Annotated in this window: 22 protein-coding genes and 1 tRNA gene; 7 read left to right on the top strand and 16 right to left on the bottom strand. The window is 74.7% G+C overall.

The window, feature by feature from the left end:
• Positions 1 to 9: 9 nt before the first annotated feature.
• The 5 genes from ABD899_RS08860 to ABD899_RS08840 are packed head-to-tail and all read right to left on the bottom strand — an operon-like array spanning position 10 to position 5,756.
• Complete coding sequence (locus tag ABD899_RS08860) at positions 10 to 1,464, bottom strand: peptidoglycan D,D-transpeptidase FtsI family protein (protein ID WP_345204771.1); 1,455 nt, start codon at positions 1,462 to 1,464, stop codon at positions 10 to 12.
• Positions 1,461 to 2,843 carry an FtsW/RodA/SpoVE family cell cycle protein gene (locus tag ABD899_RS08855; RefSeq protein ID WP_345204880.1) on the bottom strand — a complete coding sequence of 461 codons (1,383 nt, stop codon included), beginning with the start codon at positions 2,841 to 2,843 and terminating at the stop codon, positions 1,461 to 1,463. Before ABD899_RS08855 ends, ABD899_RS08860 begins: the two co-directional genes overlap by 4 nt.
• Positions 2,840 to 4,255 (bottom strand): PP2C family protein-serine/threonine phosphatase, encoded by a 1,416-nt coding sequence (locus ABD899_RS08850; RefSeq protein WP_345204768.1) that lies wholly within the window; start codon positions 4,253 to 4,255, stop codon positions 2,840 to 2,842. Before ABD899_RS08850 ends, ABD899_RS08855 begins: the two co-directional genes overlap by 4 nt.
• Before the next feature lie 3 nt (positions 4,256 to 4,258).
• Positions 4,259 to 4,831 (bottom strand): FHA domain-containing protein FhaB/FipA, encoded by a 573-nt coding sequence (locus ABD899_RS08845; RefSeq protein ID WP_345204766.1) that lies wholly within the window; start codon positions 4,829 to 4,831, stop codon positions 4,259 to 4,261.
• On the bottom strand, positions 4,818 to 5,756 hold the full coding sequence (locus ABD899_RS08840) for an FHA domain-containing protein (protein WP_345204763.1): 939 nt from the start codon (positions 5,754 to 5,756) through the stop codon (positions 4,818 to 4,820). Before ABD899_RS08840 ends, ABD899_RS08845 begins: the two co-directional genes overlap by 14 nt.
• Before the next feature lie 102 nt (positions 5,757 to 5,858).
• Between ABD899_RS08840 and ABD899_RS08835 the strand changes: the two genes are divergently transcribed.
• A complete protein-coding gene (locus ABD899_RS08835; protein WP_345204761.1) occupies positions 5,859 to 6,821 on the top strand; it encodes a pirin family protein in 963 nt (320 codons plus the stop codon).
• A 530-nt stretch (positions 6,822 to 7,351) separates the two neighbouring features.
• Positions 7,352 to 7,434 (top strand) — tRNA-Leu (locus tag ABD899_RS08830).
• A 213-nt stretch (positions 7,435 to 7,647) separates the two neighbouring features.
• Here ABD899_RS08830 and ABD899_RS08825 read toward each other — a convergent pair.
• From ABD899_RS08825 to ABD899_RS08810, 4 genes are all read right to left on the bottom strand, one after another.
• Positions 7,648 to 7,959 carry a metal-sensitive transcriptional regulator gene (locus ABD899_RS08825; RefSeq protein ID WP_345204759.1) on the bottom strand — a complete coding sequence of 104 codons (312 nt, stop codon included), beginning with the start codon at positions 7,957 to 7,959 and terminating at the stop codon, positions 7,648 to 7,650.
• Positions 7,960 to 8,126: 167 nt separating this feature from the next.
• Positions 8,127 to 9,416: a Dyp-type peroxidase gene (locus tag ABD899_RS08820; protein ID WP_345204756.1), complete on the bottom strand. Its 1,290-nt coding sequence runs from the start codon at positions 9,414 to 9,416 to the stop codon at positions 8,127 to 8,129.
• Entirely contained in the window at positions 9,413 to 9,988 is a 576-nt protein-coding gene (locus ABD899_RS08815; protein ID WP_345204753.1) for a copper chaperone PCu(A)C, read from the bottom strand. The genes ABD899_RS08820 and ABD899_RS08815 overlap by 4 nt, the downstream gene beginning before the upstream one ends.
• A gap of 134 nt (positions 9,989 to 10,122) precedes the next feature.
• Complete coding sequence (locus ABD899_RS08810) at positions 10,123 to 10,713, bottom strand: hypothetical protein (protein ID WP_345204751.1); 591 nt, start codon at positions 10,711 to 10,713, stop codon at positions 10,123 to 10,125.
• A 300-nt stretch (positions 10,714 to 11,013) separates the two neighbouring features.
• Here ABD899_RS08810 and ABD899_RS08805 point away from each other — a divergent pair, with 300 nt between their 5' ends.
• Positions 11,014 to 12,486 (top strand): fused MFS/spermidine synthase, encoded by a 1,473-nt coding sequence (locus ABD899_RS08805; protein WP_345204748.1) that lies wholly within the window; start codon positions 11,014 to 11,016, stop codon positions 12,484 to 12,486.
• Positions 12,487 to 12,507: 21 nt separating this feature from the next.
• On the opposite strand, the gene ABD899_RS08800 is transcribed toward ABD899_RS08805, so the two are convergent.
• The 4 genes from ABD899_RS08800 to ABD899_RS08785 form a co-directional block, all read right to left on the bottom strand.
• Positions 12,508 to 13,326 (bottom strand): 2-oxo acid dehydrogenase subunit E2, encoded by an 819-nt coding sequence (locus ABD899_RS08800; RefSeq protein ID WP_345204746.1) that lies wholly within the window; start codon positions 13,324 to 13,326, stop codon positions 12,508 to 12,510.
• The gene (locus ABD899_RS08795) at positions 13,323 to 14,138 is read right to left on the bottom strand and encodes an SDR family oxidoreductase (RefSeq protein ID WP_345204744.1); all 816 of its coding nucleotides are present in this window, start codon (positions 14,136 to 14,138) and stop codon (positions 13,323 to 13,325) included. Before ABD899_RS08795 ends, ABD899_RS08800 begins: the two co-directional genes overlap by 4 nt.
• A gap of 86 nt (positions 14,139 to 14,224) precedes the next feature.
• The gene (locus ABD899_RS08790) at positions 14,225 to 15,484 is read right to left on the bottom strand and encodes an NAD(P)/FAD-dependent oxidoreductase (protein ID WP_345204741.1); all 1,260 of its coding nucleotides are present in this window, start codon (positions 15,482 to 15,484) and stop codon (positions 14,225 to 14,227) included.
• Entirely contained in the window at positions 15,481 to 16,572 is a 1,092-nt protein-coding gene (locus tag ABD899_RS08785; RefSeq protein ID WP_345204739.1) for a saccharopine dehydrogenase NADP-binding domain-containing protein, read from the bottom strand. The genes ABD899_RS08790 and ABD899_RS08785 overlap by 4 nt, the downstream gene beginning before the upstream one ends.
• A 292-nt stretch (positions 16,573 to 16,864) precedes the next feature.
• Here ABD899_RS08785 and ABD899_RS08780 point away from each other — a divergent pair, with 292 nt between their 5' ends.
• From ABD899_RS08780 to ABD899_RS08770, 3 genes are all read left to right on the top strand, one after another.
• Positions 16,865 to 17,071, top strand: a complete 207-nt coding sequence (locus ABD899_RS08780; RefSeq protein WP_345204736.1) for a (2Fe-2S)-binding protein — start codon at positions 16,865 to 16,867, stop codon at positions 17,069 to 17,071.
• Positions 17,058 to 17,543, top strand: a complete 486-nt coding sequence (bfr, locus tag ABD899_RS08775) for a bacterioferritin (protein ID WP_345204734.1) — start codon at positions 17,058 to 17,060, stop codon at positions 17,541 to 17,543. The genes ABD899_RS08780 and bfr overlap by 14 nt, the downstream gene beginning before the upstream one ends.
• Positions 17,544 to 17,835: 292 nt before the next feature.
• Complete coding sequence (locus tag ABD899_RS08770; protein WP_345204732.1) at positions 17,836 to 20,127, top strand: hypothetical protein; 2,292 nt, start codon at positions 17,836 to 17,838, stop codon at positions 20,125 to 20,127.
• A 127-nt stretch (positions 20,128 to 20,254) separates the two neighbouring features.
• Here ABD899_RS08770 and ABD899_RS08765 read toward each other — a convergent pair whose 3' ends face one another.
• Together ABD899_RS08765 and ABD899_RS08760 are read right to left on the bottom strand one after the other, a co-directional pair.
• Positions 20,255 to 23,083, bottom strand: a complete 2,829-nt coding sequence (locus ABD899_RS08765) for a DEAD/DEAH box helicase (RefSeq protein ID WP_345204731.1) — start codon at positions 23,081 to 23,083, stop codon at positions 20,255 to 20,257.
• 113 nt (positions 23,084 to 23,196) lie between these two features.
• Complete coding sequence (locus ABD899_RS08760; RefSeq protein ID WP_345204729.1) at positions 23,197 to 23,622, bottom strand: DUF1801 domain-containing protein; 426 nt, start codon at positions 23,620 to 23,622, stop codon at positions 23,197 to 23,199.
• 124 nt (positions 23,623 to 23,746) lie between these two features.
• Here ABD899_RS08760 and ABD899_RS08755 point away from each other — a divergent pair, with 124 nt between their 5' ends.
• Positions 23,747 to 24,202 (top strand): GyrI-like domain-containing protein, encoded by a 456-nt coding sequence (locus ABD899_RS08755; RefSeq protein WP_345204727.1) that lies wholly within the window; start codon positions 23,747 to 23,749, stop codon positions 24,200 to 24,202.
• Positions 24,203 to 24,272: 70 nt separating this feature from the next.
• Here ABD899_RS08755 and ABD899_RS08750 read toward each other — a convergent pair whose 3' ends face one another.
• On the bottom strand, positions 24,273 to 24,983 hold the full coding sequence (locus ABD899_RS08750; protein WP_345204725.1) for a DUF2461 domain-containing protein: 711 nt from the start codon (positions 24,981 to 24,983) through the stop codon (positions 24,273 to 24,275).
• Positions 24,984 to 25,043 lie beyond the last annotated feature (60 nt).

Raw genomic sequence — 25,043 nt, 5'->3', positions numbered from 1 at the left:
TCGTACTCCTCATCGGTCCAACCGTGCTTCCATCATCTGGCGGGCGATCGGCGCGGCGACGGCGCCGCCACCCGCCTCGTTGCCGGCCACCCCGCCGTCCTCGGCGATGACGGCGACCGCGATCTGCGGGTCGTCGGCCGGGGCGAACGAGATGAACCAGGCGTGCGCCTTGCGGCCCTCGCCGTGCTGGGCCGTGCCGGTCTTGCCGGCCACGCTGACACCGTCGATCTGGGCGCGCCGGCCGGACCCGTCCTCGACGACCGCCACCATCATCCGGTTGAGCTGGGCGGCGACGTCGGGGGTCACCGCCTCCGACAGCTCCTGGGGGTCGGTCGACTCGATGACGGACAGGTCGGAGCCGATGACCGACTGCACGAGGTAGGGCTGCATGACGACGCCGTCGTTCGCGACCCCGGCAGCGACCATGGCCATCTGGATCGGGGTCGCGCGCACGTCGTACTGCCCGATCGAGGCCTGCGCGAGCTGGGGGAGGTTCATCTCGGCGGGCACGGTGCTCGGCGTGACCCGCATCGGGACGCTGATCGAGTCGCCGAAGCCGAACTTCGCGGCCTGGGACTGGAGGGCCTCCGCGCCGATGTCCATGCCGACCCTCGCGAAGGCGGTGTTGCACGAGACCGCGAGCGCCTCGGTCATCGTCACCTCGTCGTTCGGGCCGCACGGGCCGTCGAACGCGTTCGGGAGGTCGGCGTCGGTCTGCGGCAGGTCGAGCACGGCCGGGCCGGGCACGACGGTGTCCTCGGTGTACTCGCCCGTGGAGAGCGCAGCGGCGGCGGTGACGACCTTGAACACCGAGCCGGGCGGGTAGAGGTCGCCGCCGATCGAGCGGTTGACGAGCGGCCTGGAGCTGTCGGTGTTGAGCTCCTCGTAGTTCTCGGCCACCTCGTCGAGGTCGTGACCGGCGACGTCATTGGGGTCGAAGTTCGGGTGGCTCACCATCGCGAGGATCGCGCCCGTGCTCGGGTCGAGGGCGACCGCGGCGCCCCGGATGTCCTCCAGGCCCTCGTCGGCCGCTTCCTGCACCGCCGGGTCGAGGGTGGTCTCGAGCGTGGCCCCCTGCGGCCGGCGCCCGGTGAACAGGTCGGAGATGCGGCGGTAGAAGAGCTTGTCGCTCGAGCCGGAGAGCATCGCGTTCTCGGCCTGCTCGAGGCCGCCCTGCGCGCCGTAGAACGAGTAGAAGCCGGTGACGTGGGAGTACAGCGGTCCCTGGGCGTACTCGCGCTGGAACTTGAACTGGTCGTCGCTCGGCACCGACCGGGCCACCGGGGTCTGGCCGACGAGGATCTCGCCGCGCTCCCGGGCGTACGTCGACAGCAGGGTGCGACGGTTGTCGGGGCGGGCGTTGAGGTCGGCCGCGAAGACGTACTGGATGAGGGTCGTCGACACGAGGAGCGAGCCGAAGAGCGCGGCCACGACGAGCGAGAGCTTGCGGACGGGGGCGTTCACCGCATCCTCACCACCTCGGTGCGGGCCTCGGCGACCGGGCTCGGGCCGCTCACCTCGGGCGGGGGCCGGCGGGCGTGGTCGGAGATGCGCAGGAGGATCGCGACGAGGGTCCAGTTCGCGAGGAGCGAGGAGCCGCCCGAGGACAGGAACGGCATCGTCAGGCCGGTGAGCGGGATGACCCGGGTGACGCCGCCGACGACGACGAAGCACTGCAGGGCGACCGAGAACGACAGGCCCGCCGCGAGCAGCTTGCCGAACCCGTCGCGGGTGCCGAGCGAGGTGCGCAGCCCGCGCTGGACGAGGAGCGCGTAGAGCATGAGGAGGGCGAACAGGCCGATGAGCCCGATCTCCTCGCCGAAGCTCGGGATGATGAAGTCGGACTCGGCGAAGTACGTGAGGTCGGGCCGCCCGCGGCCCAGGCCGGTGCCGAACATCCCGCCGGCCGCCATGCCCATGAGCCCCTTGGCGAGCTGGTCGGATGCAGCGAGCGCCTCGGGGCTGAACGTGTCGAGCCAGAGCAGCACCCGCGTCTGGACGTGCCCGAAGACGAGGTACGCGACGTAGGCGCCGACGCAGAAGAGGGTGAGGCCGATGGCGATCCACGACACCCGCTCGGTGGCGACGTAGAGCATCGCGACGAAGAGGCCGAAGAAGAGCAGCGAGGACCCGAGGTCGCGCTCGAAGATGAGCACCGCCAGGCTCGCGAGCCAGGCGACGAGGATGGGGCCGAGGTCGCGGGCCCGGGGCAGGGTGAGCCCGAGCACCTTGCGGCCAGCGACCGACAGGGCGTCGCGGGTCTGCACGAGGTAGCCCGCGAAGAAGATGGCGAGGGCGATCTTGGCGATCTCCCCGGGCTGGAAGGAGAGCGGTCCGACCTGGATCCAGATCCGCGAGCCGTAGATCGACGTGCCGATGACGGGCAGGAGGGGGAGCAGCAGCAGCGCGAAGCCGATGGCGCCGGCGAGGTAGGTGTAGCGACGCAGCACCCGGTGGTCGCGCAGGACGACGAGGACGATGGCGGCGATGACCATCGCGACGCCCGTCCACACGAGCTGCCGCAGGGCGACCCCGTCGGCGATCGACTTGCCGTTGGCGAGGTCGATGCGGTGGATCATGACGAGTCCGAGCCCGTTGAGCAGCGTGACGATGGGCAGCATGAGCGGGTCGGCGTACGACGCCCGCCAGCGCAGCACGAGGTGGAACCCGACGGCCAGGGCGAGGTAGCCCCCGGCGAGGGCGAGCGTGCCAGGCGGGATGGACCCGGACGTCGCGAGGCCGACGTTGACGTACGCGAGCAGCACGATGGCGACGGCTGTGATGACGAGCGCGAGCTCGACGTTGCGCCCCTGGCGCGGGGGGTGGTTCGACACGATGCTCATGAGGCCGCCGGGGAGCTCGGGGCCGACGGGCCGGGCGAGGTGGTCGGGATCCCGCTGGGCCCACCGCTGGGCCCACCGCTCGGTGACCCGCTCGGGGTCGGGCTGGGCGAGGGTGTGGGGCTCGGCGGCGTCCACGTCGACGGCACGGTGCGGCACGGGTCGCCGTTGAGGCGCGCCCAGCGGCACGCCACGGCCTGCAGCCGCAGGTCCGCGACGCGGGCGTCCGCCGCGTCCCGGTCGTCGACCTCGATGCCCTGCGCGAGCCCGTCCTGGTAGGACGAGGGCAGGTCGTCGACGGCGATCGTCGTGGCGTAGACCGGGCTGGACAGGGCGATCGGGCCCAGGGTCTGGTCGACGCCGCGGAACACGGTGACGACGCCGTCGTGACCGGCGAGGTAGTACTGCTGCTGCGACCAGGCGTACGCGGCGTACGACCCGCCCGCCAGCACCACCCCCGCGACGACGAGCAGCGCCGCGAGCCGCAGCACCGTGCCGGTGCGCGAGCGGGGACCCTCCTCGGCGAGGGTGACACCGTCGTCGCCGTCCTCGGCCCCGCCGGCTCCCCGGGTGGCCTCCTGGGTCAGGGCGGCCGCCTTCGCGGCCGGCGTCGTGGGGATCGGCCGGGTGCCCTTCTGGCGCACCGCGGCGGCGCCGACGACCTGCGGCTGCGTGGGGGGCGTCGCGACGCGGGTGTCGACGAGGTCCCCGACGACGATGGTGACGTTGTCGGGGGCGCCGGCCCGCAGGGCGAGGGCGACGAGCCGGTCGGCGCACTCGCCGGGGTCGGCGACGGTCGTCAGCACCTCCTCGACGGTGTCGCGGGCGACGTAGTCGGTGAGCCCGTCGGACGCGATGAGGTAGCGGTCGCCGATGCGCCCCTGGCGCACGACGAGGTCGGGCTCGTCCTCGACCGCCCCGGTGAGCACCCGGGTGACGAGGGAGCGCTGCGGGTGGGTCTGCGCCTCCTCGGAGGTGATCCGGCCCTCGTCGACGAGGTTCTGCACGAACGAGTGGTCCTTGGTGATCTGGGTGACCTTCCCGTCGCGCACGAGGTAGGCGCGCGAGTCACCGATGTGCGCGAGGACGATCTTGTCGCGCGAGCGCAGCAGGGCGATGAGCGTCGTGCCCATGCCGTCGAGGCCGGGCTCGCTGCGCACGTGCTCCCCGAGCTCGGCGTTCGCGGTGTGGATGCGGTCGAGCAGGGCCAGCCCGACGTCCCGCCCGCTGAGGACGTCCTCGTCGAGCGGGACGAGGGCGGCGATGACGGTCGAGCTCGCGACGTCACCCCCGGCATGGCCGCCCATGCCGTCGGCCATCGCGAGGAGGTGGGGGCCGGCGTAGCCCGAGTCCTCGTTGTTGGACCGGACCATGCCCACGTCGGAGCGGGCGGCGTAGTGGAACGCGAAGGGCATGCGTTACCTCTGCAGCTCCACGATGGTCTGGCCGATCCGCAGCACGCTGCCGACCGCCACCTCGCGGGGCTCGGTGAGGCGCGTCGCGCCGAGAAAGGTGCCGTTCGTGGAGCGGAGGTCCTCGACCTTCCACGTGCCGTCGTCGTCCTGGAAGATGCGCGCGTGCCGGCCGGAGGCGTAGTCGTCGTCGAGGACGAGGGCACACTCCGGGCTGCGACCGATGAGGGTGCCCGCCGGACGCAGCGGCAGGGTCGTGCCGGTGAGCGAGCCGGCGGTGACGGTGAGGCGGGAGGGACCCTTGCCCTTGCCCCGACCGCGCCGGCCACCGCCTTTGGAGCCACCTGGGTTGGGCGCCGGGGCTGCCGGGGCCGGCGGAGCCGCCGGAGCCGGTGCCCGCGCCGCGCGGGAGCGCCCGCCGCCGGCCCTCGCGACGCGTCGCTTGACCCGCGTGCCGTAGAGGTCGCCCCGCAGCACGCCGACGACGGCGAAGACGAAGACCCACAGCAGGACGAGGAGCCCCAGCCGCATGAGGGTGAGGGTCAGCTCGCTCAGCACGAGGCGGTCACCTCCGCCCACCGCGGAAGGTGATCGAGGTGCGCCCGACGGTCAAGCGGTCGCCGTCCTCGAGGTGCTCGCTCGTGATGCGCTCGCCGTTGACGAAGGTCCCGTTCGTCGAGCCGAGGTCGCGGATCGTCGTCACGAAGTGCGGCCCGTCGGTCGTGACCCGCAGCTCGCTGTGCCGGCGCGAGATGCCGGGGTCGTCGAGGATGATGTCGGCCGCGTCGTCGCGGCCGAGGATCGTGATGGCCCCCATGAGCGGGTAGCGCTCACCGTCGACGTCGAGCCACGGCCGGTCGGCGGGGTTGACCCGTCTCGGCCGGGCGGGAGGCGCCGGCGCCGGATGCCGTGTCGTCGCCGCGTCGTCGGCCGCCCGCCGCGGTGCTGCGGGCTGGGCAGCGGCGGCGGGGGGGCGGGGGGCGGAGGCCCGCGGCGCGACGTGCGGCGCGGCGGGCGCCGCCCCGGGCGCCGGACCGGGCGCTGCTCGGGCCGCGGACGGCGCGGGACCGGCATCCGGTCGTGCCGGTGGGGGGCGGAGGGCGCGCTCCTGCCCGGTGTTCCCGGTGGCGCGCGGGCGGGAGGCCTTGGAGGGGCGCAGCCGGAAGACCCCTGTCTCGAGGTCGTCGTGCTCCTCGAAGATGATGTCGATCGGGCCGGCCGGTTGGTAGTGCTGCCCGTCGCAGTGCTCCTCGGCGGCGGCGACGAGGTCCATCTCGACGCTCGCGAGGTCGGGGTGGAGGCGGTCGTAGTCGCCCGGCGAGAGCTCGATGGTGAACACGTTGGGGACGATGGCGCGCCCGGACGAGGTGACCGCGCGGTCGTCCATGGCACGGCGGATGTGGCTGGCGATCTCGACGGGGTGCACCGCGGAGCGCAGGTGCTTGGCGAACGTGCCCTGGACGGCGCGCTCGATCCCCGCCTCGAGGCGGTCGAACAGACCCATCCGCGCACCTCCTCCGCTCGGGCTCCACAGGACAGTCGGTCTCGCAAGCCTATCCGGCGGGCCGGGTGTTCCCCGGACCGGCACGGACCGTACCGTGGACGGATGAACGACGGCGTCCGGGTGATCGTGCCCCGTGAGGTGCCGCTCGGGGGGCCCCGGGCGATGACGGTGCGACGGACGCTGCCCGCGCGGGAGCGCTCGTTCGTCGGGGCGTGGTGCTTCGTCGACCACTACGGGCCCGACGACGTGTCGGTGAGCGGGGGGATGGACGTCGCCCCGCACCCGCACTGCGCGCTGGCGACGGTGTCGTGGCTGTTCAGCGGCGAGGTCGAGCACCGCGACTCGCTCGGCACGGTGGCCCTCGTGCGGCCCGGCGAGGTCAACCTCATGACCGCCGGGCGGGGGATCTCGCACTCGGAGGTCTCGACGGAGCGGACCACGGTGCTCCACGGGGTGCAGCTGTGGCTCGTCCTGCCGGCGGGGTCGGCGGACGTCGAGCCGCGCTTCGAGCACCACGTGCCGGCGGTGCTCGACGTCGCCGAGGGGGTGCGGGCGCAGGTGTTCGTCGGGGCGCTGTGGGGGGCGGCGTCGCCGGTGCGAGTGGAGTCCGCGCTCGTCGGGGCCGAGGTCGTCCTGGACCCCGGGGCCGTCGTCGACGTGCCGGTGGCCGACGGGTTCGAGGTCGCCGTGCTCGTCGACACGGGGTCGGCGACGTTCTCGGGACGCGCCGTCGCGCGCGGCGAGCTGGCCGTCGTGGGGGCCGGACGGCATCCCTCGGTCCGGCTCGAGGCGGGCGCGGAGGGGGCGCGGGTGCTCGTGCTCGGTGGAGAGCCCTTCGGCGAGCAGGTCGTCATGTGGTGGAACTTCATCGGGCGCTCGCACGAGGACGTCGTCGCGGCGCGCGAGGAATGGGAGTCGGGCACGGAGCGCTTCGGGCGCGTCGAGGGGTACGAGGGGGCGGTCGACCGCATCCCGGCTCCCGGCCTACCGGGCGTGCGGCTCAAGGCGCGGGGCAACCGCGGCGACTGCGGGTTCGAGGGGGCCGAGGCGCCGGCAATGTCGTGAGGAACGGCCGCGCCCGGGCTCGCCGTGCCCGGGGGACGTCGCGCGGCGAGGCACGCCGCCCGCCGCGCACGCCGCGCGGCGAGGCACGCCGCCCGCCGCGCACGCCGCGCCGAGTACGCCGCCCGCCGCGCACGCCGCGCCGAGTACGCCGCGGCCCGAGAACCTTGCGCCAGTGGTGCTTGCACCGCGAAAGGAATTCCTTTCGCGGTGCAAGCATCCCGGGCAGGAGTTTGTGCGGGGGCCCAACGCCTCTCTCCGGGGTGTCGGACCAGCCTGCCGCCGGGGTCAGGAGGTCTTCGAACCTTGGGCCTGAGGCCGGGGTCGCAGGCCCGTGCGGGAGGCGCGGCTCCTCTTGGCCGCCGCCTCGCGCCGTGGCATCCCCGCCGTGGAGCGCCGCCACACCCCGCCGTGGAGTGCCGCCGCGCCCCGCCGTGGAGCGCCGCCGTGCCCCGCCGTGCAGCGCCGCGGCGTCCCGCTTTGGAGCATCGGCACCGCATCGGGCACACTGTGTCTGCTCACGCGAGCGTCACGCGCAAGTGGCGGAACGGCAGACGCGCTGGCTTCAGGTGCCAGTGTCCGAAAGGGCGTGGGGGTTCAAATCCCCCCTTGCGCACGCGCACCGAACGGCAGAGACCCCACCACGGGTCCCTGCCGTTCGTCGTCCCGGGTCGACGAGGCCGCGCAGGCGTGCGAGGCGGTGGTGACGCGCGCGGCATCCACCATCAGGCCCTGCGTGCGGGTGCGCCGGTGCGCACGCCAGGCCCTGCGTGCGCGTGCGCCGGCGCACCCGCCGGGCGTGTGTCGGACGTCGAGCCGGGGACTGACGTCAGGCCAGGGTGAGGAAGAGCCGCTCCATCGTCGCGGCATCCATCTCCTGCGCGTCGGGGTTGCTGGCGCACTGGCGCAGGCCGAGCGCGATGACCCCGAAGCCGACCCGGTCGAGGGCGGTCGAGACGGCGGCGAGCTCCTGGACGATGTCGGCGCACCCCTCGCCTTGCTCGATCATCGCGAGGACGTCGCCGATCCGAGCCCGGGCCTGCTCGAGGCCCTCGACGGCACGGCCCATCCTCGAGGGGTCGAGGGTCATCGACGGCTTCGTCGGCTCGTCGGGGGCGACAGCGTCCGGCGCGGTGGTCATGGTCCAACTATACCCCCTGGGGTATCGCGCGCGCCAGCGGGACACCCGCGGGAGGCCACCTGACGCCCGCGGGTCGCCGGTGGGAAGCCAGCAGGATGCCGGCGGCGGGCCCGGCCACTCGGGGCCCGCCCGCAGCCGAGCCTGGCCGCCGCGAGCACCTCCGTCCGTCAGCCGAGCATGGCCGCCCCGAGCACCTCCCCGTCGGCGGCACCCGGCAGCACGGCGAAGACGGCCGAGCCGACCGGGGTGGTCCACAGGTTGAGCAGGTCGAGCTCGGCCAGCCGCGCCTGCACGGGCACGAACTGGCGCACCGGGTCGGCCTGGTACGCGACGAAGACGAGGCCGCTCGAGCTCGTCGCGCCCGCAGCGGGCGGGTCGTCGTACGAGTACGGCCGGCGCAGGAAGCGCTCGTGCGGCGCGCTCGCGTGTGCACGTCGGACGTGCGCGGCGTCGTCGACGACGTGGAAGCCGAGGTCGTCGACCGCCGCGAGGTCGGGGGCGTCGTCGAGCGCGCCGCCGGTCACCGGGGCCCCGGTGTCGAGCCGCCGCCCGATCGAGTTCTCGCGAGCCCTGCGGTCGGCCCGGTCCCATCCGTCGAGGTCCATCTCGATGCGCCGCACGACGACCGAGCTGCCACCGCGCAGCCACGCCGGGCCGGCATCCCCGACCCACAGCAGGTCGGCGTCGAGGCCGGCGACGTCGGGTTGCACGGTGCCGTCGACCTGCCCGAAGAGGTTGCGCATGGGCACCCCGGGCCCCTCGTGCGGCTCCCGGAAGCCGCGCTGCACCCAGCGGGGGCGCGCGAGCCCGGCGACCCCGGTGAGCAGCCGCCGCTGCGCGTGGGCGACGGTCGTCGGGCTCGTCGCGCAGATCTGCAGCAGCAGGTCCCCACCTCCCCAGCGGGGGTCGAGCCGGTCGACCGCGAACGCGGGCAGCGGCCCCAGCCAGTCGGGCACCGGCGCGCCGGCCGCCTCCACGACCCGGCGCCCCACCCCGACGGTCACCGTGAGCGCGGCCGTCACCGCGGCGAGCTCCGGCTCGAGGTCGGTCAGCGTCCCGCGCCCGGCCGTGAGGCGCTCGATGTCGTCGGTCCACACAGTAAGGAGGCGCCGGACGGTGTCGGCGTCGGCCCCCTCCTCGAGGTCGAGGGCCACGAACGTCGCGTGGGCGGGAGGAGCCTCGAGGATGCCGGCCTGGTGCGTCCCGCGGAACGGCCGAGCCGAGGCGGTGGCGCCGGAGGAGACGGCGGGAGCAGCGGGGGCCGAGGTGGACGACGTGCCGGCCGGGGAGGTCGTCGGGGTGGCCACCGTGCCGTCGGCACCCGCACGCAGAGCGGACGGCGCGCCGCCGGCCACCGTCGCGACCGCCGCACCCGCCGCGAGCCCGGCCCCGGCGAGCCCCGAGAGCAGGACCGTGCGGCGGTCGGTGCCCGCCGCACGGTCGCCGTCGGCGCTCACGAGTGCGTCGGGCTCGGCACGTACGACTCCTCCGCACCGGTGAAGCTGCGCACCGGCACCGTCAGGGCGATGTCGCCATCGCTCGTCGTCACCGTGACGGTCGTCGTCGTGCCCGACTCGAGGGGCGCGGAGAGGTCCATGAGCATGACGTGGTCGCCCCCGGGCTGCAGCGTGTGGCTCCCGCCGGCGGGCAGGACGATGCCCCCCGGCTTCGGCTGCATCTGCATGCCGCCGCTGTCGGTGCGCACCGTCTCGTGGATCTCGACGAGCCCGGCGACGGCACTGCTGCCCCCGGTGAGGGTGACCTCGTGGTCGGTCGGGTTCCGCACGGTGCCGAACATCGCCGTCATCATGCTCGACGGCGCGGTCCCGTCGGCGGCGGCGGGGACGGCCTTGACCCAGCCGTCGTCGAGGACGAGTTCCGCCGTGGTGGTCGAGGACGAGGCGGATGCCGTCGCGCTCGTCGGCGTGGTCGCGTCCGACGCGCAGGCCGAGAGGGGGAGGACGAGCAGGGCGGCGGAGCCGGCGGCGAGGCCGAGTCGGGGGAGGAACGGGCGGGTGGGGTGGGACATGGGGTCTCCTGGGCGAGGCGCGGGACGGTCCCGCAGGGGAAGGGGTCGGCGAGCGGTCGACCCGGCCCGCGGCGCGTACGCGGACGCCCGGCCAGAGGTGTCCCGGTGGACGACCTCCCGGACGCCGGGTCGGGTCAGGAGACGGGCAGCGGGGGGCCGCGCCCGCCGACCGGGCCCACGGCCCGTCCGGTGAGCACGGCGGGTCGAGCCGGCGGCGCGAGGGGCCGCCGGCCCACCATGGTCCCGACCGGGGGCCGGTCGGGGAGCAGCTGGCGGACCGCCGCGCGCACGGCATCCTCGCCGTGGGAGAGAAGGACGGCTGCCAGCACGGTCGCCAGCGCGTGGGCGAGGAGCATGCCCGGCGTCAGGTGGAGCGCGGCGGTGAGGTCGGCACCCCCGGCAGGGGGTGCCGCGACGACCAGGGCCGCGTCGCCGTGGAGGTGCGCCGCCGCCGCGGTGCCGCTGCCGGGCGCCATGGCGACGAGGGCGGCGTGGGTGACGAGCTGGCCGGCGGCCATCGCCAGGACCATGCGGGATGCCGTGGCGCGCCCCCGCACGACCGCCCAGACGAGCGGGGCGACGAGCAGGGCGAGCACGGTGACGGCAAGGGGCTGGGGTCCGGCGCCTCCGCCGAGGGTGTGCGCCGAGTGGCCGAGGCCGATGACGACGAGGGTCGCGACCGTCGCGCGGAGCATCCGCACGGCGCGTTCCTGCGTCCCGGTCACGCGCAGATCGTACGGCGGCGGGCCGGGGCGGCCGGACAGGGGCCGCCGGACGGGGGCCGCCGGGCCGGGGCCGCCCTGCACGGGGGCCGACCCGTGCCGCCCGACAGGCAGTACCCCTGAGATGTCCGTGGGTCTGAGCGTGGAGGGCGACCGTCTTGCCGGGTACTGCCTGTTCGACGGTGCACACCGACGCACCGCTCGCTTGCTCGGGGTAGGTTCACCTATGTCCTGTCGACGACCGGGGGCCGAGCAATGACCCGGGGCCCCGAACCGGCACCCGTCCCCGCCACCCTGGGGCCGGTGGCCGCCGGCGCCCTCGTCTTCGGGTCGAGCGCCGCGGTGCTCGTCGTCGAGCTCACCGCCCTGCGCCTCCTCGCCCCGTACCTCGGCCTCACCCTCGAGACGAGCACGATCGTCATCGGGATCGCGCTCGCCGCCATCGCGGCGGGCGCCTGGGCGGGCGGTCGGGCCGCCGACACGATGCCGCCGCGCAACGCGCTCGGGCCGCTGCTCGCCGCGTCGGGTGTCGCCGTCGCCGCGACCCCGTTCGTCGTGCGGGCCGCCGGGGAGACGGCCGGGTCCGGCGGGGCCCTGCTCGTGGCCATGCTCGCCATCCTCGTGCCCGGTGCCCTGCTCTCCGCCGTGTCGCCGATGGTCACCAAGCTCGTGCTCACCGACCTCGCCGAGACCGGCAGCGTCGTCGGGCGGCTCTCCGGCATCGGCACCGTCGGGGCCATCGCGGGCACCGTGCTCACCGGCTTCGTCTTCGTCGCCGCGCTGCCCGTCAGCGCCGTGCTCGTCACCACCGGGGTGCTGCTCGTCGTCGCCGCGGTCGCGGTCGAGCTGCGGGTGCGCGGCGTCCGGGCGGCGGTCCTGCCCGCCGTGCTCCTCGTCCCGGGAGCCGTGGGCGCCGCGCTCGGCCCCGGCCAGTGCGAGGCGGAGACGGTGTACCACTGCGCGCAGGTGCTCACCGACCCCGAGCGCCCCACCGGGCGGGTGCTCGTGCTCGATGGGCTGCGCCACTCCTACGTCGACCTCGAGGACCCGACCCACCTCGAGTTCGAGTACGTCCAGGCCCTCGCCGCGGTGGCCGACACCGGCTTCCCCGCCGACACGCCGCTCGCGGCCTACCACCTCGGCGGCGGCGGCCTCACCCTGCCGCGGTACCTCGCCCAGGCGCGCCCCGGCACGACGAGCGTCGTCTCCGAGATCGACCCCGGGGTGCTCGAGCTCGACGAGGAACGGCTCGGGCTCGTCACCCGCGCGGGCCTGGAGGTGCGGGTCGAGGACGCCCGCCTCGGCGTGCGCACCCTCGGCACCGACAGCCGCGACCTCGTCGTCGGCGACGCGTTCGGCGGCCTGAGCGTCCCGTGGCACCTCACGACGCGCGAGGCCCTCACCGAGGTCCGCCGGGTGCTGCGTCCCGACGGCGTGTACGCCGCGAACCTCATCGACCACGCCCCGCTCGGCTTCGCGCGGGCCGAGCTCGCGACGATGCGCACGGTCTTCGACCACGTCGCGCTCGCCGCCGACCCGGTGACCCTGGCCCGCGGGGTCGGCGCCGGCGGCAACCTCGTCGCCATCGGCTCGGACGCGCCGCTCGACCTGCCCGCCCTGCGTGAGGGGTTCGCCGCACAGGGGCTCGCCTGGGGCGTCGTCGAGGGCGCCGAGCTCGACACGTGGGTCGGTGACGCGATGGTGCTGACCGACGACCACGCCCCGGTCGACCAGCTGCTGACCCCCTACCCGACGGCCCGGCGACCGGTGGTCTGACGGCGGTTCTCCGCGAGGGCGTCAGCGGGGCGGGTGGTCGAGCCGCTCGGGGTGGGTCACGAGCTCGCGGACGATGGTCGCCAGCTGTCCCGCGTGCACGCCGTCGACGACCCGGTGGTCGGCCGTCGCGACGAGCACGAGGACCGGCCGGGCGACGACCTCCCCGTCGACGACGACGGCGCGCTGCTGCACCGATCCCACGGCGAGGTAGACGGGGGTGCGCGCGAACGGCAGCGGGGCCAGGAAGGCCTCGTCGAGCCCGAGGCTCCCGACGTTCGACACGAACGCGGTGCCGAGCGGGAAGCCGGGCTGCCCCACGATCCCGCGACCGAGGCCTCCCGCGACGAGGCTCGCCGCCGCCATGACCGGCCGCAGCGCCCATGCGGGGGCCAGGCCGACGAGGCCCGACGTGCGCCGGTAGGCGTGGTCGTCACCACCGCGCACCCGCCGCGCCCCGGCATCCACGGCGCGGGCGAGCTCGAGCGGGTCGAGGCGGTCGACGTCGTGCACCTTGATCGGCGCCAGGTCCGAGCCGCGGCCGATGTCCACGGCGAACCCGATGTCGCAGGCCTCGAGGGGCCGCAGCCGGCCGAGCACGACCCGGGCCCTGACCTCCGGCACGTCGCGCAGCGCCCGGCCGAGCGCCGCCCCGACGACGTGGGTCAGCGTGACCCGCTCGGCGGAGGCCGCCCGCACCCGCTCGACGTACGCGAGCGCGGCGGTCGCGTCGACCTCCATCCGCGCGTAGATCCGCCCGTCGCTCGAGGGGCGCCAGGTCGCGACCGCGATCTTGCGCCGGACGGGGACCCGGTGGCTGCTCGGGCGGTGCGCGCGGTTCACGGCGCGTGCTCTGCCGTTCGCGCGCGGCTCGGGTGGATGCCGGTCAGAGCGAGCCGCACGAGGCTGCGGGGTGCATGGGTGACGGCGGCGAGCGGCGCGGTGCGCCGCGGCATCCGCAGCGTCGGGCGACCGCTCTCGACCGCGGCGACAACCGCGCGGGCCACGTCGTCGGGGTCGAGCATGGTCAGCGCCCGGGCCTGCAGGAGGCGCTCGAAGGCGGCGGCCGCCGGGGGGTGGCTGCCGATCCGGCCCATCATGACGGACGCGACGGGCCCGATCTCGACCGCCAGGGTGCCGACCGGCCCGCCGCGCAGGTCGGCGCGCAGGCCCGACGTGAGGTGGGTCAGGCCGGCCTTGGTGGCGCCGTAGGCCGCGAGGCCCGGGACGGTCCCGACCCCGGCGAGCGAGGAGATGTTGACGAGGTGACCCCGGCCGCGTGCCGTCATGCCGGGCAGGGCCTGCCGGCACAGCTCGGCGGGGGCGAGGAGGTTGAGGGCCACGAGCTCCTCGAGGCCGTCGGCGTCGAGGTCGGCGAGGTGGCCGGCGGTCTCGGTGCCCGCGTTGTTGACGAGCACGTCGACGGGCCCGAGGGCGGACTCGGCCGCAGGGACGACGCCCCGCAGCGCGGCGCGGTCGGTGAGGTCGGTCGGCAGGGCGTGCCCACCGACCTGCGCGGCGAGGGCGTCGAGCGGCGCGCGGCTGCGGGCCACGAGCGTGACGCGTGCCCCCGCCTGCGCGAGGCGGCTCGCGAGGTGCCGGCCGATGTCACCGGTCGCCCCGGTGAGCAGGACGTGGGCTCCGGCGACTCGCATCGTGCCAGTGTCCCCGACCCGGGCCCGGGCGGCCGCATCCACGACGGACCTTGCCCCGGGTCTGTCGAACCTTGGGATGCCGTGGCTCAGGCTGCGGCCCCGGACCGCACCGACCGCGCCGGCGAGGGTTGGGGCAGGGGTGCCGCGACGGCATCCGGACGCTGCCGCCGGCGGGACGAGGCTCGCACGACGTCGACGAGGGTCGCCGCGGCGGTGCGTCGCGACGGCATGAAGCGCAGGAAGAAGGCGAGCCGCAGCAGCCAGGCGGGCAGCCCGGTGAAGGGGACGCCGTAGAGCTCGGAGACCGAGCGCCCCATGCCGAACGACGCCGCCCGACCGAGGCCGCGGTAGGCGAACGGCCGGGTGGGATGGCCGAGGAGGGTCCGGGCGACGTTGTCCCCCAGGTGGTGGCCGGCCTTGATGGCCCACAGCGCGTTCGCCGGCACGGGGTCGCCGGTGCGCGGGTGGGCGACGCGCGCGGCGTCGCCGGCCGACCAGACACGGTCGGCGACGGAGAGGTCGGGTGCGGTCGTGAGCCGGCCCTGGAGGTCGCGCAGCTCGTCGCCGAGGCCGGGGACGGGAACCGGGCGCTGACCGGTCGTCGCGACGACGGTCCGGGTGGCGAGCACCGTGCCGTCGGACAGCCGTGCGGACGTCGCGGTCACCTCGGCGAGGCGGACCCCGAGGTGGAGCACGACACCGAGGCGCGCGAGCTCGGCCTCGGCGCGCCGCACGAGCCGGGGCTGGTCGGCGAGCTCGGGCAGCACCGACGGCCCGGCGTGGACGAGCTCGACGCGGTGCCCCCCGCGGTCGGCGATCGCCGCCGCGAGCTCCACCCCGGCGAGGCCGCCGCCGGCGACGACGACGGTCGGGCCGTGCTCGCCGGTGGGCGAGCCGCCTGCAGCCACCCGGGCCGCGAGCCGCTCGATGTCCCCCGGCGCGCGCAGGGTGAACCCGTGCTCGGCGAGACCGGGCACGCGCGAGGCGGGTTCGCGACCGCCGGTACCGACGACGAGGTGGTCCCAGGCGAGGGTCTGGGTGCAGTGCGGGGCGTCGCCGATCCGCACGTAGGTGACGGTTCGCCGCTCGCGGTCGACCTCGGTGACGACGGCGTGCACGACGCGCGCGAGCGGGCACGCCGTCGTCAGGAGGGTGCGGGTGCGCTCGTAGGGGAGGATGCCGGCGAGCACCTCCCCGGTGAACCCGTGGAAGCTGTGGCTCGGGTCGGCGGTGAGGACGACGACCTCGACCTCGCCGGAGCGCACCCGTCGGCGCAGACGGCGGACGAGCCCGGCGTAGGCGTGGATCGTGACGTACCCGCCCCCGACGAGCACGACCCGGGTCATGCCGCGACCGCCGAGGGCTGCGGCACGGCCGGTACGGCCGAAAGGGCCGGCACGGCATCCTCGATCGGCCGCCCGAAGCTCGTCGGCGGCGCGGGGACGAACCCGAGGTGGGCGAGGCCGGCGGCGAGGTCGCGGGTGCGGTCGACGAGGTCGAGCCCCGGCGCGCCGATCGAGAAGTGGCCGCGGTGCCCGCTGAGGGCGAGCAGGGCGGTCTCGGCGAAGCATGCGTAGGCGCGGCCGTGGGGAAGTCCGATGTCGCCGCCGACGATCCGCAGCGAGGGGATGTCGACGACGCCGCCGTCGACGACGGTCACGTCCGGGCGCTGGGTGAGCAGGTCGGGCGAGGTGTTGCGCGGCTGGGTCGCGTCGAGCACGAGGGCGTTCGGGGCGAGGTGCTCCGGGGCCAGGACGCAGTCGGCCGAGGCGGTGAGCAGGATGACGAGGTCCGCGTTCGCCGCCGCCGCGACGTCGGTGCTCGTGAGCGTGGGGACGGCGCGCCCGACGTCGGCGGCGAGGGCCTCGAGGCGTGGGGCGGCGCGGGCGACGAGGGTGAGGCGGCCGACGGCGCCGTCGCGCGCGAGCAGCCGGGCGACGGCGGTGCCGACGCTCCCGGTCGCGCCGACGACGGCGACGTGTCGTTCGGACGCCCAGGGGAGGGACTCGAGCAGGTGGCGGGCCTGGCTGTCGACGGTCGCCGCCGTGAAGGCGTTGCCGTTCGTCACGCCGATGTCGGTGCGGTCGCGCAGCGCGACGCCGCCGCCGGTCACGGTCGCCGTCAGTGCGCCGAGCCCGACCGTGCCCGACCCGAGCCGGACGGCGCGGTCGACGGCCCGGGCGACGCGGGCGCGTCCCTCGGCGGGGGCCTGGAGGAGGTGGCGGGCGCCGAAGGGCACGAGGACGACGTGACCGACGCGCTCGCCCCCGATCTCGATGCCGGCCATCGTCACCGGCGCGAGCGGCAGCCGGCGCAGCGCGGTGTCGTACACGCCGTCGGGCACCCGGCCGAGCGGGCGCCAGACCCGGGAGAGGTCCTCGGAGAGCCGGGTGCGCGGGTGGACGAGGAACGAGAACGGGTGCCGTGCGGTCACGTCGACTCCTGGGTCGGGAGGGATGGTGCCGCGGGGCTGCGGCGCGTCCCCCACCAAGAGGGGGTGGGCCGGCGGGGTGATACATCGCCGGTTCCCGGCCGTGAGTGCGGAGGTGGTCGCCCCGGCAGCCACACGCGCGCTCACCGCGGGTAGGACGGCATCCGGTGTCCCGGTGTTCCGCCCTGCGGAAGGCCGGTTCCGCCGAGTTGTCCGGATCCGGCACCATCTGGTTAGGTAAGCCTCACCTTCGAGGGTCCCTGGCCCGCCCCGAGCACCGCGAGAGGAGACGCACGTGATCGTCTGCCACTGCCACGTCGTCAACGACGCGGCGATCGCGCGGGCCGTCGAGGCCGGGGCGAGCAACCTCGCGCAGGTCTGCCGCTCGACCGGCGCGGGCCGGGACTGCGGGGCGTGCGTCTTCTCGGTGCGACGACTGGTGTGCGAGCATGTGGCGAGCCAGGTCCCCGAGAGTGCGGAGCCCATCCATGCGGCCAGTTGACCCGCGGGTCGTCGAACTCCTCAACGACGCACTGACGTTCGAGCTGAGCGTCGTGAACAAGTACTTCCTCCACGCCCGGATGCTCGACAACTGGGGCTTCCCCCGGCTCGGCAAGGTTTTCTACGACCTGTCGATCGACGAGATGCGCGACGCCGACGCCCTCATCACCCGCATCCTGTCCTTCGAGGGGCACCCGAACATCCAGAAGCTCAACCCGATCCGCGTCGGGGAGGACGCCGAGGAGATGCTCCGCCTCGCGCTCGAGAGCGAGATCGCGGCCGTCGCCCAGTTCAACGCCTCCGCCCAGGAGTGCCACGACCTCGGCGACCACGGCACCGCCGCCATCTTCGAGGAGATGGTGCGCGACGAGGAGAAGCACGCCGACTGGTTCGAGGGCCAGATCGAGGCCATCATGCGGATCGGCCTGCCCGCCTACCTCACCCAGCAGCTGGACACCTCGCAGACTCCGTGAGGACACGGCATCCAGCCGGTCACCCGAGCTGGATGCCGTGGCACCGCGCCTTTGGTGGCTTCGCCATCGCGGTGAAGCCGAGCCACTCGTGGAAGCGGGGCGCCAGTCGTCCTCGAGCCACCGCTCGACGGCCGCGGTGTCGGTGTCGGGGGTGTCGGCGCAGGCTGCCGGTCCGGGCGGTCCTCGTGGCCGGCCTGTGGATGGTGTCGAGGGGTTGTCGGTGGCGCCGGATAGAGTGCAAGGAGATCGGAAAAGCGCTGGGAGACAACACTTCAGGGGGAGGTGAGTTGTGGTGGGGGCTGCTGCAGGTGCCGTCGGCGCGGCCGACGTGCCGTTCGGGGACGCCATGCGCGACCACGGCTCGTCCGCAGCGGTTGCCTCGCTCGTCGAAGAGGCGTCCCGACCGCCGTCCAGCCGGTCGACGCGGGAGTGGCTGGCGATCGTCGCCCACTGCCAGGAGGTCGTCAACGTCGCCACTGCCGCGCAGGATGCCGCCATCGCGCGCCTGGCGGCCGTCGAGCGCGAGCTCGACGAGGACGGCACGGTCGTCGACGTCCCACGGGCACTGGGGCACCTCGCCCTCGATGCGCCCGACGTGCTGTCCGGGGTGCTTCCCATCAGCCACACCCATGCCGAGAGCCGGGTGCGGCTCGCCATCCGGTGTGCCGCCGACGTGCCGGGGGCCGAATCCCTCGGTGCGTCGACCGGGCTGGGGGGCCTCCACGAGGCGATGGCGGCGGGAGTGCTCGACGGCTACTGCGCGAGCATCGTCGCCGACGAGCTCGAGGACGCCCCGGCCGAGGTGGCCTCCGCGGTCGTGCTCGCGCTCGAGCCCCACCTGGCCACCGACGAGCCGGCCGTGCTCCGTCAACGGTGCCGTCGGGTGCTGGGGCGGATCAGTCCCGACCTGCTGAGGCAGCGGGCCACCCGGGCACGCGAGCGCTGCGGGCTCCGACGGTGGGCGCACGAGCCGGGGGTCGACCGCTGGGACGGCACCTTCCCGTCCGAGGAGGCCGCCGTCGCGTGGGCCGCCATCGACGCCCTGGCGCAGCGCTACGTCGCCGACGGCGTCTGCGCCCCCATCGGGCGGGCTCGTGCGAAGGCCCTCACCGACCTCGTCGCCGGCCGGGCCACCATCGAGGTCACGGTCGGGCTCACCGTGCCGGAAGGCGACGTCCGAAATGAGGGTGAACCGGCCCCCACTGGGTCCGAGCCACCCGCGGGCTCCGAGACACCCACTGGCTCCGAGACACCCGCTGGCGCCGAGGCACCCGCTGGCGCCAAGGCACGAGCCGGCTCCGAGACCCCTACGGGCACCGGGGCGCCCGCCGGCACCGAGACACCCACTGGCTCCAAGACGCCCGCCGGCTGCGAGGCGCCCACTGGCACCGGGACACCCGCCGCATCCGAGGCACCGGCCGGCTCCGGAGCGACGGCCGGCACGCCGGATGCGGCTGCGGACAGCAGAGACAACTCGGGAGTTCGCGACGAGGCGCACGGTGGTGACCGGTCCGCTGCGGGGGAGGATGCGCCTGCCCCGGCCGCTGCTGCCAGCTCCGCGTCCGACCCGGCCCGGCTCACTGGGTCCGCGTTCCTTCCCGCCCGTTCGGCCGCCGCCGACGCCGCCCCCGAGCACGACGACCTCCTCGAGGTGGGCGGCCTCCTGCCGGGCGACCCCGTCCTCGTCTCCGGCGCGTGGCTGCGCCGGATGCTCCGGGAGGCCCGCGCCGCCCAGCAGGATCGCGCCAGCCGCCGACGTCGCGGCCGATCGAGCGGCCGCACCCCACCGACAGTGTCCCTCCGCCCGTGCGACGCCGACACGGGTGCGCTCCTCGACCTGCCGGACGTCGTCGAGCGCGCCTATCGCCCGTCGGCCCGGCTCGCTGCCTTCGTCCGGGCACGGGACCGACGATGCAGGTTCCCCGGGTGTTCGGTCGCGGCAAGGTTCTGCGATCTCGACCACGTCCGCCCGTGGCCGACCGGCCCGACGTCGGCTGCGAACCTCATGTGCGTCTGCCGACGACATCACCGCATCAAGCAGCGCCCGGGGTGGCGCGTCCGGCTGGCGCGCGACGGCACGGTCAGCTGGGTCGACCCTGCCGACGTCGTGCGGGTCACCCGTGCGGTGGATGCGCTGCACGCTCTCCGGTTGCCCGCCGATCGGTCGTCGGACGGCGAGGGACCCGAGCATGCCCGGCCGTCGGTGCCCGCACCCGCGCGAGAGGCCGGCACGGTGAGAACCGGCGGGCCGGTCGAGGAGACCGTGGGCGCCCCTGCCGGACCGGGAGCCCGCACCTGCGGTCACTGGAGCCGACTGCCGCAGGACGGACCGCACAGTGCGGTCGAGTTCGTCCTCGAGCACACCGTCGTCGGGCCCTGGACCGACGTCACCGTGGCGACCGTTCGGCGGTTGCGGCGGCAGGGGACGGACATCGAGCTGCTTCCGGCTCCCCTACCCGCCGCTTGGAACCCGACGGGCCGGGCACACCGCCAACGCCGAACGCCACGGTCAGGCCAGCAGGACCCGGGGCCGTGGAGTGCGCGGAGACGCGGCCAGCGCGACGACGAGCAGCCGCCGTTCTGACTCGTGCAGTGGACCCTCAAGATCCGCCGGCGGACCCGCAAGTTGCTCGGCGTCGTGGCCGAGATCGAGCACGCTGGGCACTGTTCCGGCAAGCGGCAGGGTCGTGGCGTGGTCGGGGCCAGCCACCTCAGGCCGGGCCGAGGCCGGTGACGACGAGCACGAGCTCGCCCGCCTCGTCGGTCGCTGGGAGGTCGACCTCGGCGGTGATCCGCCAGTCGCGGTCGCCCTCGGGGTCGTCGAGGACCTGGGCGACGTGCCACACGTCGCCCTCCTCGACGACGTGGAAGAGCGCCGGCCCGCGCGCCTCCGGACCCGTCCCGAGCTCCCCGTACTCCGCGAGGTAGCCCGCGGTCGCGGCCCGCCACTCCTCCTCGGTGAGCCCGCCGTCTAGCGCGGCCAGGGCGGCGAACCGACCGAGTGCCAACAGCTCGACCCGACGGAACATGCTCTGCCGCACCATGACCCGAAGCGCGCGCGCGTTGGCCGACAACGCCCGGTTCTCCGACGGCGCACGCACCTCGGTGGCCGGCTCATCGGTGGGGTTCGCGAGTGCCTCCCACTCGTCGAGCAGGCTCGAGTCGGTGTGCCGCACGACTTCGCCGAGCCACTCGACGATGTCGTCGAGCTCCTCGGTGCGCGCCGACGTCGGCACCGTCGAGCGCAGCGCGCGGTAGGCGTCGGTGAGGTAGCGCAGCACGACCCCCTCCGCGCGGAACAGCTTGTGGTGTGCCACGAACTCCCCGAACGTCATCGCCCGCTCGTACATCTCGCGAACCACCGACTTCGGCGACAGGTCGCGGGGGTCGACCCACGGGTGCCGCTGCCGGTAGACCCGCAGCGCCGTCTCGAGCTCCTCGGCGAGCGGCCGCGGCCAGGTGACGTCGTCGAGGGCGTCCATCCGGTCCTCGTAGTCCATCCCGTCGGCCTTCATCGCCCCGACGGCCTGCCCCCGCGCCTCGAAACGCTGCGCCATGAGCACCTGTCGAGGGTCGTCGAGCGTGGCCTCGATGACGCTCACGACGTCGAGCGCGTAGCCGGGCGCCCCGGGGTCGAGCATCTCGAGGGTGGCCAGGGCGAAGGCCGACAACGGCTGGTTGAGCGCGAACCCGTCCTGGAGCTCGAGCGCGACCTGGAACGGGCCCTCGGCGTAGCGCCGGCCCTCCCCCCGCACGAACGCCTCGAGCCGTGACCGCTCGGCCGGCCGGGACGACTCGGCCGGCTCGGCCTTCGCCGGCGCCCCCGCCGGCGCCTCCGCCTCCGTCGCCTCGACCGTCCCGGTCGACGCGGCGGCCTCGGCCTCGACCGAGTGCCCGGCCGCCGCGAGGAGCCGGCCGATCGGCCCGAGGTCGCCCGCCGTCGCCTCCCGGATGCCATCCGCCTCGGACCCGCCCACCGCACCCGGAGACGATGAATCGCCAACGGCGGCAACGGCATCCGGCGCGATCGTCGACTCTGCGGGTAGCCAGTCCTCGAGGGTCGACCCGTCGTCCGGCTCGACGACGCCGGCCCGCAGCAGCGACCCCAGCACCTGCACCGCCCGCTCGACGAGTGCGTCGCGCCGCCCTGGCTCCTCATGGTTGTCGAGGAGCAGCGTGTGCAGCGCGGCCTGCTGGCCCTCCCATTGGTCGAGGACGTTGAGCACCATCGCGTGGTTGACCCGCATCTTCGACGTGAGTGGCTCGGGCTGGGCCAGGACGAGCCGCTCGAACGTCGACTCCGTGTAGGTCAGGGTGCCCTCGGGCGGCTTCTTGTGCACCACCTTGCGCCGCTTCTTCGGGTCCTCGCCCGCCTTGGCGAGGGCCTTGGCGTTGAGGACGACGTGCTCGGGGGCCTGCACGACGACGTAGCCGACGGTGTCGAACCCGGCCCGCCCCGCGCGCCCCGCGATCTGGTGGAACTCGCGCGCCCGCAGCACCCGCTGCTTGCGCCCGTCGTACTTCGTCAGCGACGTGAGCAGCACGGTGCGGATCGGCACGTTGATGCCGACGCCGAGCGTGTCCGTGCCGCAGATGACGGCGAGCAGGCCGGCCTGCGCGAGCGTCTCGACGAGCCGGCGGTACTTCGGCAGCATGCCCGCGTGGTGCACGCCGATGCCGTGCAGGACGAGCCGGCGCAGCGTCGCGCCGAAGCCCTTCCCGAAGCGGAAGTGGCCGACGGCATCCTTGATCGCCGCCTTGCGCGCCGACGACACGATGTCGACGCTCGCGAGGGCCTGGGCCTGCTCCACCGCCGCGGCCTGGGTGAACGAGACGACGTACACCGGCGCCCGGTCGTCACGCAGCAGCAGCTCGAGCGTCTCGTGCACGGGCGTCAGAACCCACGAGAACTCCAGTGGCACAGGCCGTTCGGCGCCGGTGACCGGGACCGTCTCACGACCCGTGCGGCGCGTGAGGTCCGCCTCGAAGGGGCGGGTGTCGCCGAGCGTCGCCGACATGAGGAGGAACTGCGTGTCGGGCATGAGCAGCAGCGGCACCTGCCACGCCCATCCCCGGTCGGGCTCGGTGTAGAAGTGGAACTCGTCCATGACGACGAGCCCGATGTCCACGAGCTCGCGGTCCCGCAGGGCGTGGTTGGCCAGCACCTCCGCCGTCGCGCAGATGATCGGGGCCGTCGGGTTGACGGCGGCGTCCCCGGTGAGCATGCCGACCTGCTCGGCGCCGAAGATCTCGACGAGCGCGAAGAACTTCTCGCTGACGAGCGCCTTGATCGGGGCGGTGTACCAGCTCGGCCGCTTCTCGGCGAGGGCCTGCGCGTGCGCGGCGACGGCGACGAGCGACTTGCCGGACCCGGTCGGCGTCGCGAGCACGACGTGCGCCCCGCTCGCGAGCGCGAGCACCGCCTCCTCCTGGGCGGCGTACAGGCTGAACCCCCGCTCACCCGCCCAGTCGAGGAAGACGTCGAAGGCCCCGTCCGCGCCGGCGGCGGAGGCGCCGGTGAGGCGGTCGGTGAGGGTCATCGCCCCCGATTGTCCCCCAGGCGGAGACCCTCCCCTTCCACCTGCCGTCGCGGCGGTGGGGTCGCGGGGTCGGTGGGGGTCGGGGGGCGGGCCGGCGAGGCTTCCGGGGTGGCTCAGCAGGGGGTGTCGTTGTTCTCGTCCCAGGCGCGTCGCACGAGCTCGGTGAGCACGTCGCGGTCGACGTCGTCGAGACGCTTGACGTACACGCACCCCTTGCCCGTCGTGTGCCGACCCAGCCGCTCGAGGAGGTCGGTGTTGCTGCCGTACGACGTCAGGCCGTACAGCGTCAGGGCCGCCTTGCGCGGCGCGAGCCCCACGGCGAACCACTCGCGCTCCTTGCCGTCGGCCGTGCGGTACGGCTGGCGACCGAACCCGACCATCGAGGGTCCCCACATCCGCGGCTCGGCCCCGGTGGCCCGGCGCATGAGGTCGAGGACCTCGAGGGCGTCGGCCCGACGCCGCGCGTCCGGAACGGCATCCAGGTATGCCGTGACGTCGGCATCCGTCGGTCGGGTCGTGCGGTCCGCCGAGCCTGCCATCGCCGCCTCCTCGTCGTCGTCCACCCACGGTAGGCGCCGGTGGCGTGATGGGGAAGACAGGCTCGGGCGCTGGTGCGTGGCGGGGTCCGCTGCGAGTCTGGAGGGTGAGAGAGAGGGGCACCCGATGGTTGACGTCGAGCTCACCGAGGTACCGCCCGAGACCGTGGCGATGGTGCGCCGTGTCGTGCCGATGGGCGACCTGACGGGCTTCTTCAGCGAGGCCTTCGAGCGGGTCGCCCGGGCCGTCCCCGAGGCAGGCGGTGCGATCGCCGGCCCGCCCTTCGGCTGGTACCACGGGATGCCGGGCGAGACGGTCGACGTGGCCGCGGGCTTCCCGGTCTCCGGCGACGTCCACGTTCCCGACGGTGGCGTCACCGTCACCGAGCGCCCCGGGGGCCGGGGTGTCGTGGCCGTCCACGTGGGTCCCTACGACGCGATGCCGGCCACCTACGCCGAGGTCCAGGCATGGATGGCCGAGCGTGAGCTCACGCCGCGCGCGGACATGTGGGAGGAGTACCTCAGCGAGCCGACCGGTGACCCGGCTCAGTGGGCCACCCGGATCGTGTGGCCCGTGACCTGACCGGATGCCGGCCGTCTCGGATGCCGGCCGCGTCTCCTCCGATGCCGGCCGCTCTCGGATGCCGGCCGCGTCACCTCCCGCGTGGCTGCGCGGTCGCCCCGACGTGCTCGGTGAGCCACTCGACGAGTGGGCGCACGGCGCGCCAGTCGGCCCGCACGTGCTCGACGGCCTCGGGTGTCGACAGCCAGGCAGGCGCGCCGTGGCGTCGGGCCGCGACGAGGTTCTTGAACCGCATGAGCTCGAGCCGTGGGTGGTCGGCGGCGACTCCGCGCGGTCGGGTGGCGACCCTGTCCCCGCCCAGCTCGAAGCCGTCGGCGGCGAGCCCGTCCGTGATCCGCTGCAACGCCTGGCCTGATACCGGGGCGTCGATGGCCGCTCGAAGCCTCGGGAGCTGGTCGGACCCGGTGGGGTAGAAGCCGCCGCCGGTCATGAGGCCTTCGGCCGCCACCTGAACGTAGAAGCCCATACCCGGCACCGTCGTCGCCAAGGCGCCCTGGTGGTCCTTGTACGGGGACTTGTCCGCGCTGAACCGCACATCCCGGTTCGGGCGGAACACGTGCGCCGGTCCGAACTCGTCCTCGAGGGCGTCGAGGAGCGCCTCGAGCGGGCGCCGGACCGAGGCCGTGTACCGGTCCTTGTGCGCCAGCCACCAGGCCCGGCTGTTCTCGACGGCGAGGTCGTCGTAGAAGTCGAGCGCGTCGGCGGGGATGCCGTCGAAGCCCTTCGGGTCGCTCGTCGTCGCGCCTGTCGAGTCGCTCGTCGTCTCTGGTACACCGCTCACGGCGACCACTCTCGCACTGTTCCCGCTTTGGGTGCTGAGGTGGCTGTCCCGGCGACCACC

Source organism: Fodinibacter luteus (assembly GCF_039541575.1).
Classification (GTDB): Bacteria; Actinomycetota; Actinomycetes; order Actinomycetales; family Dermatophilaceae; genus Fodinibacter; species Fodinibacter luteus.
The sequence above is the reverse complement of the archived record's forward strand: the minus strand, read 5'-3'. Positions and strand labels throughout refer to the sequence as shown.

What these genes read in the sequence shown, in the direction of transcription:
- ABD899_RS08855 (WP_345204880.1), bottom strand. Translation starts at nt 2,843, where the DNA reads ATGAGCATCGTGTCGAACCACCCCCCGCGCCAGGGGCGCAACGTCGAG.
- ABD899_RS08850 (WP_345204768.1), bottom strand. Translation starts at nt 4,255, where the DNA reads ATGCCCTTCGCGTTCCACTACGCCGCCCGCTCCGACGTGGGCATGGTC.
- ABD899_RS08840 (WP_345204763.1), bottom strand. Translation starts at nt 5,756, where the DNA reads ATGGGTCTGTTCGACCGCCTCGAGGCGGGGATCGAGCGCGCCGTCCAG.
- ABD899_RS08835 (WP_345204761.1), top strand. Translation starts at nt 5,859, where the DNA reads ATGAACGACGGCGTCCGGGTGATCGTGCCCCGTGAGGTGCCGCTCGGG.
- ABD899_RS08825 (WP_345204759.1), bottom strand. Translation starts at nt 7,959, where the DNA reads ATGACCACCGCGCCGGACGCTGTCGCCCCCGACGAGCCGACGAAGCCG.
- ABD899_RS08815 (WP_345204753.1), bottom strand. Translation starts at nt 9,988, where the DNA reads ATGTCCCACCCCACCCGCCCGTTCCTCCCCCGACTCGGCCTCGCCGCC.
- ABD899_RS08795 (WP_345204744.1), bottom strand. Translation starts at nt 14,138, where the DNA reads ATGCGAGTCGCCGGAGCCCACGTCCTGCTCACCGGGGCGACCGGTGAC.
- ABD899_RS08790 (WP_345204741.1), bottom strand. Translation starts at nt 15,484, where the DNA reads ATGACCCGGGTCGTGCTCGTCGGGGGCGGGTACGTCACGATCCACGCC.
- bfr (WP_345204734.1), top strand. Translation starts at nt 17,058, where the DNA reads ATGCGGCCAGTTGACCCGCGGGTCGTCGAACTCCTCAACGACGCACTG.
- ABD899_RS08765 (WP_345204731.1), bottom strand. Translation starts at nt 23,083, where the DNA reads ATGACCCTCACCGACCGCCTCACCGGCGCCTCCGCCGCCGGCGCGGAC.
- ABD899_RS08760 (WP_345204729.1), bottom strand. Translation starts at nt 23,622, where the DNA reads ATGGCAGGCTCGGCGGACCGCACGACCCGACCGACGGATGCCGACGTC.
- ABD899_RS08755 (WP_345204727.1), top strand. Translation starts at nt 23,747, where the DNA reads ATGGTTGACGTCGAGCTCACCGAGGTACCGCCCGAGACCGTGGCGATG.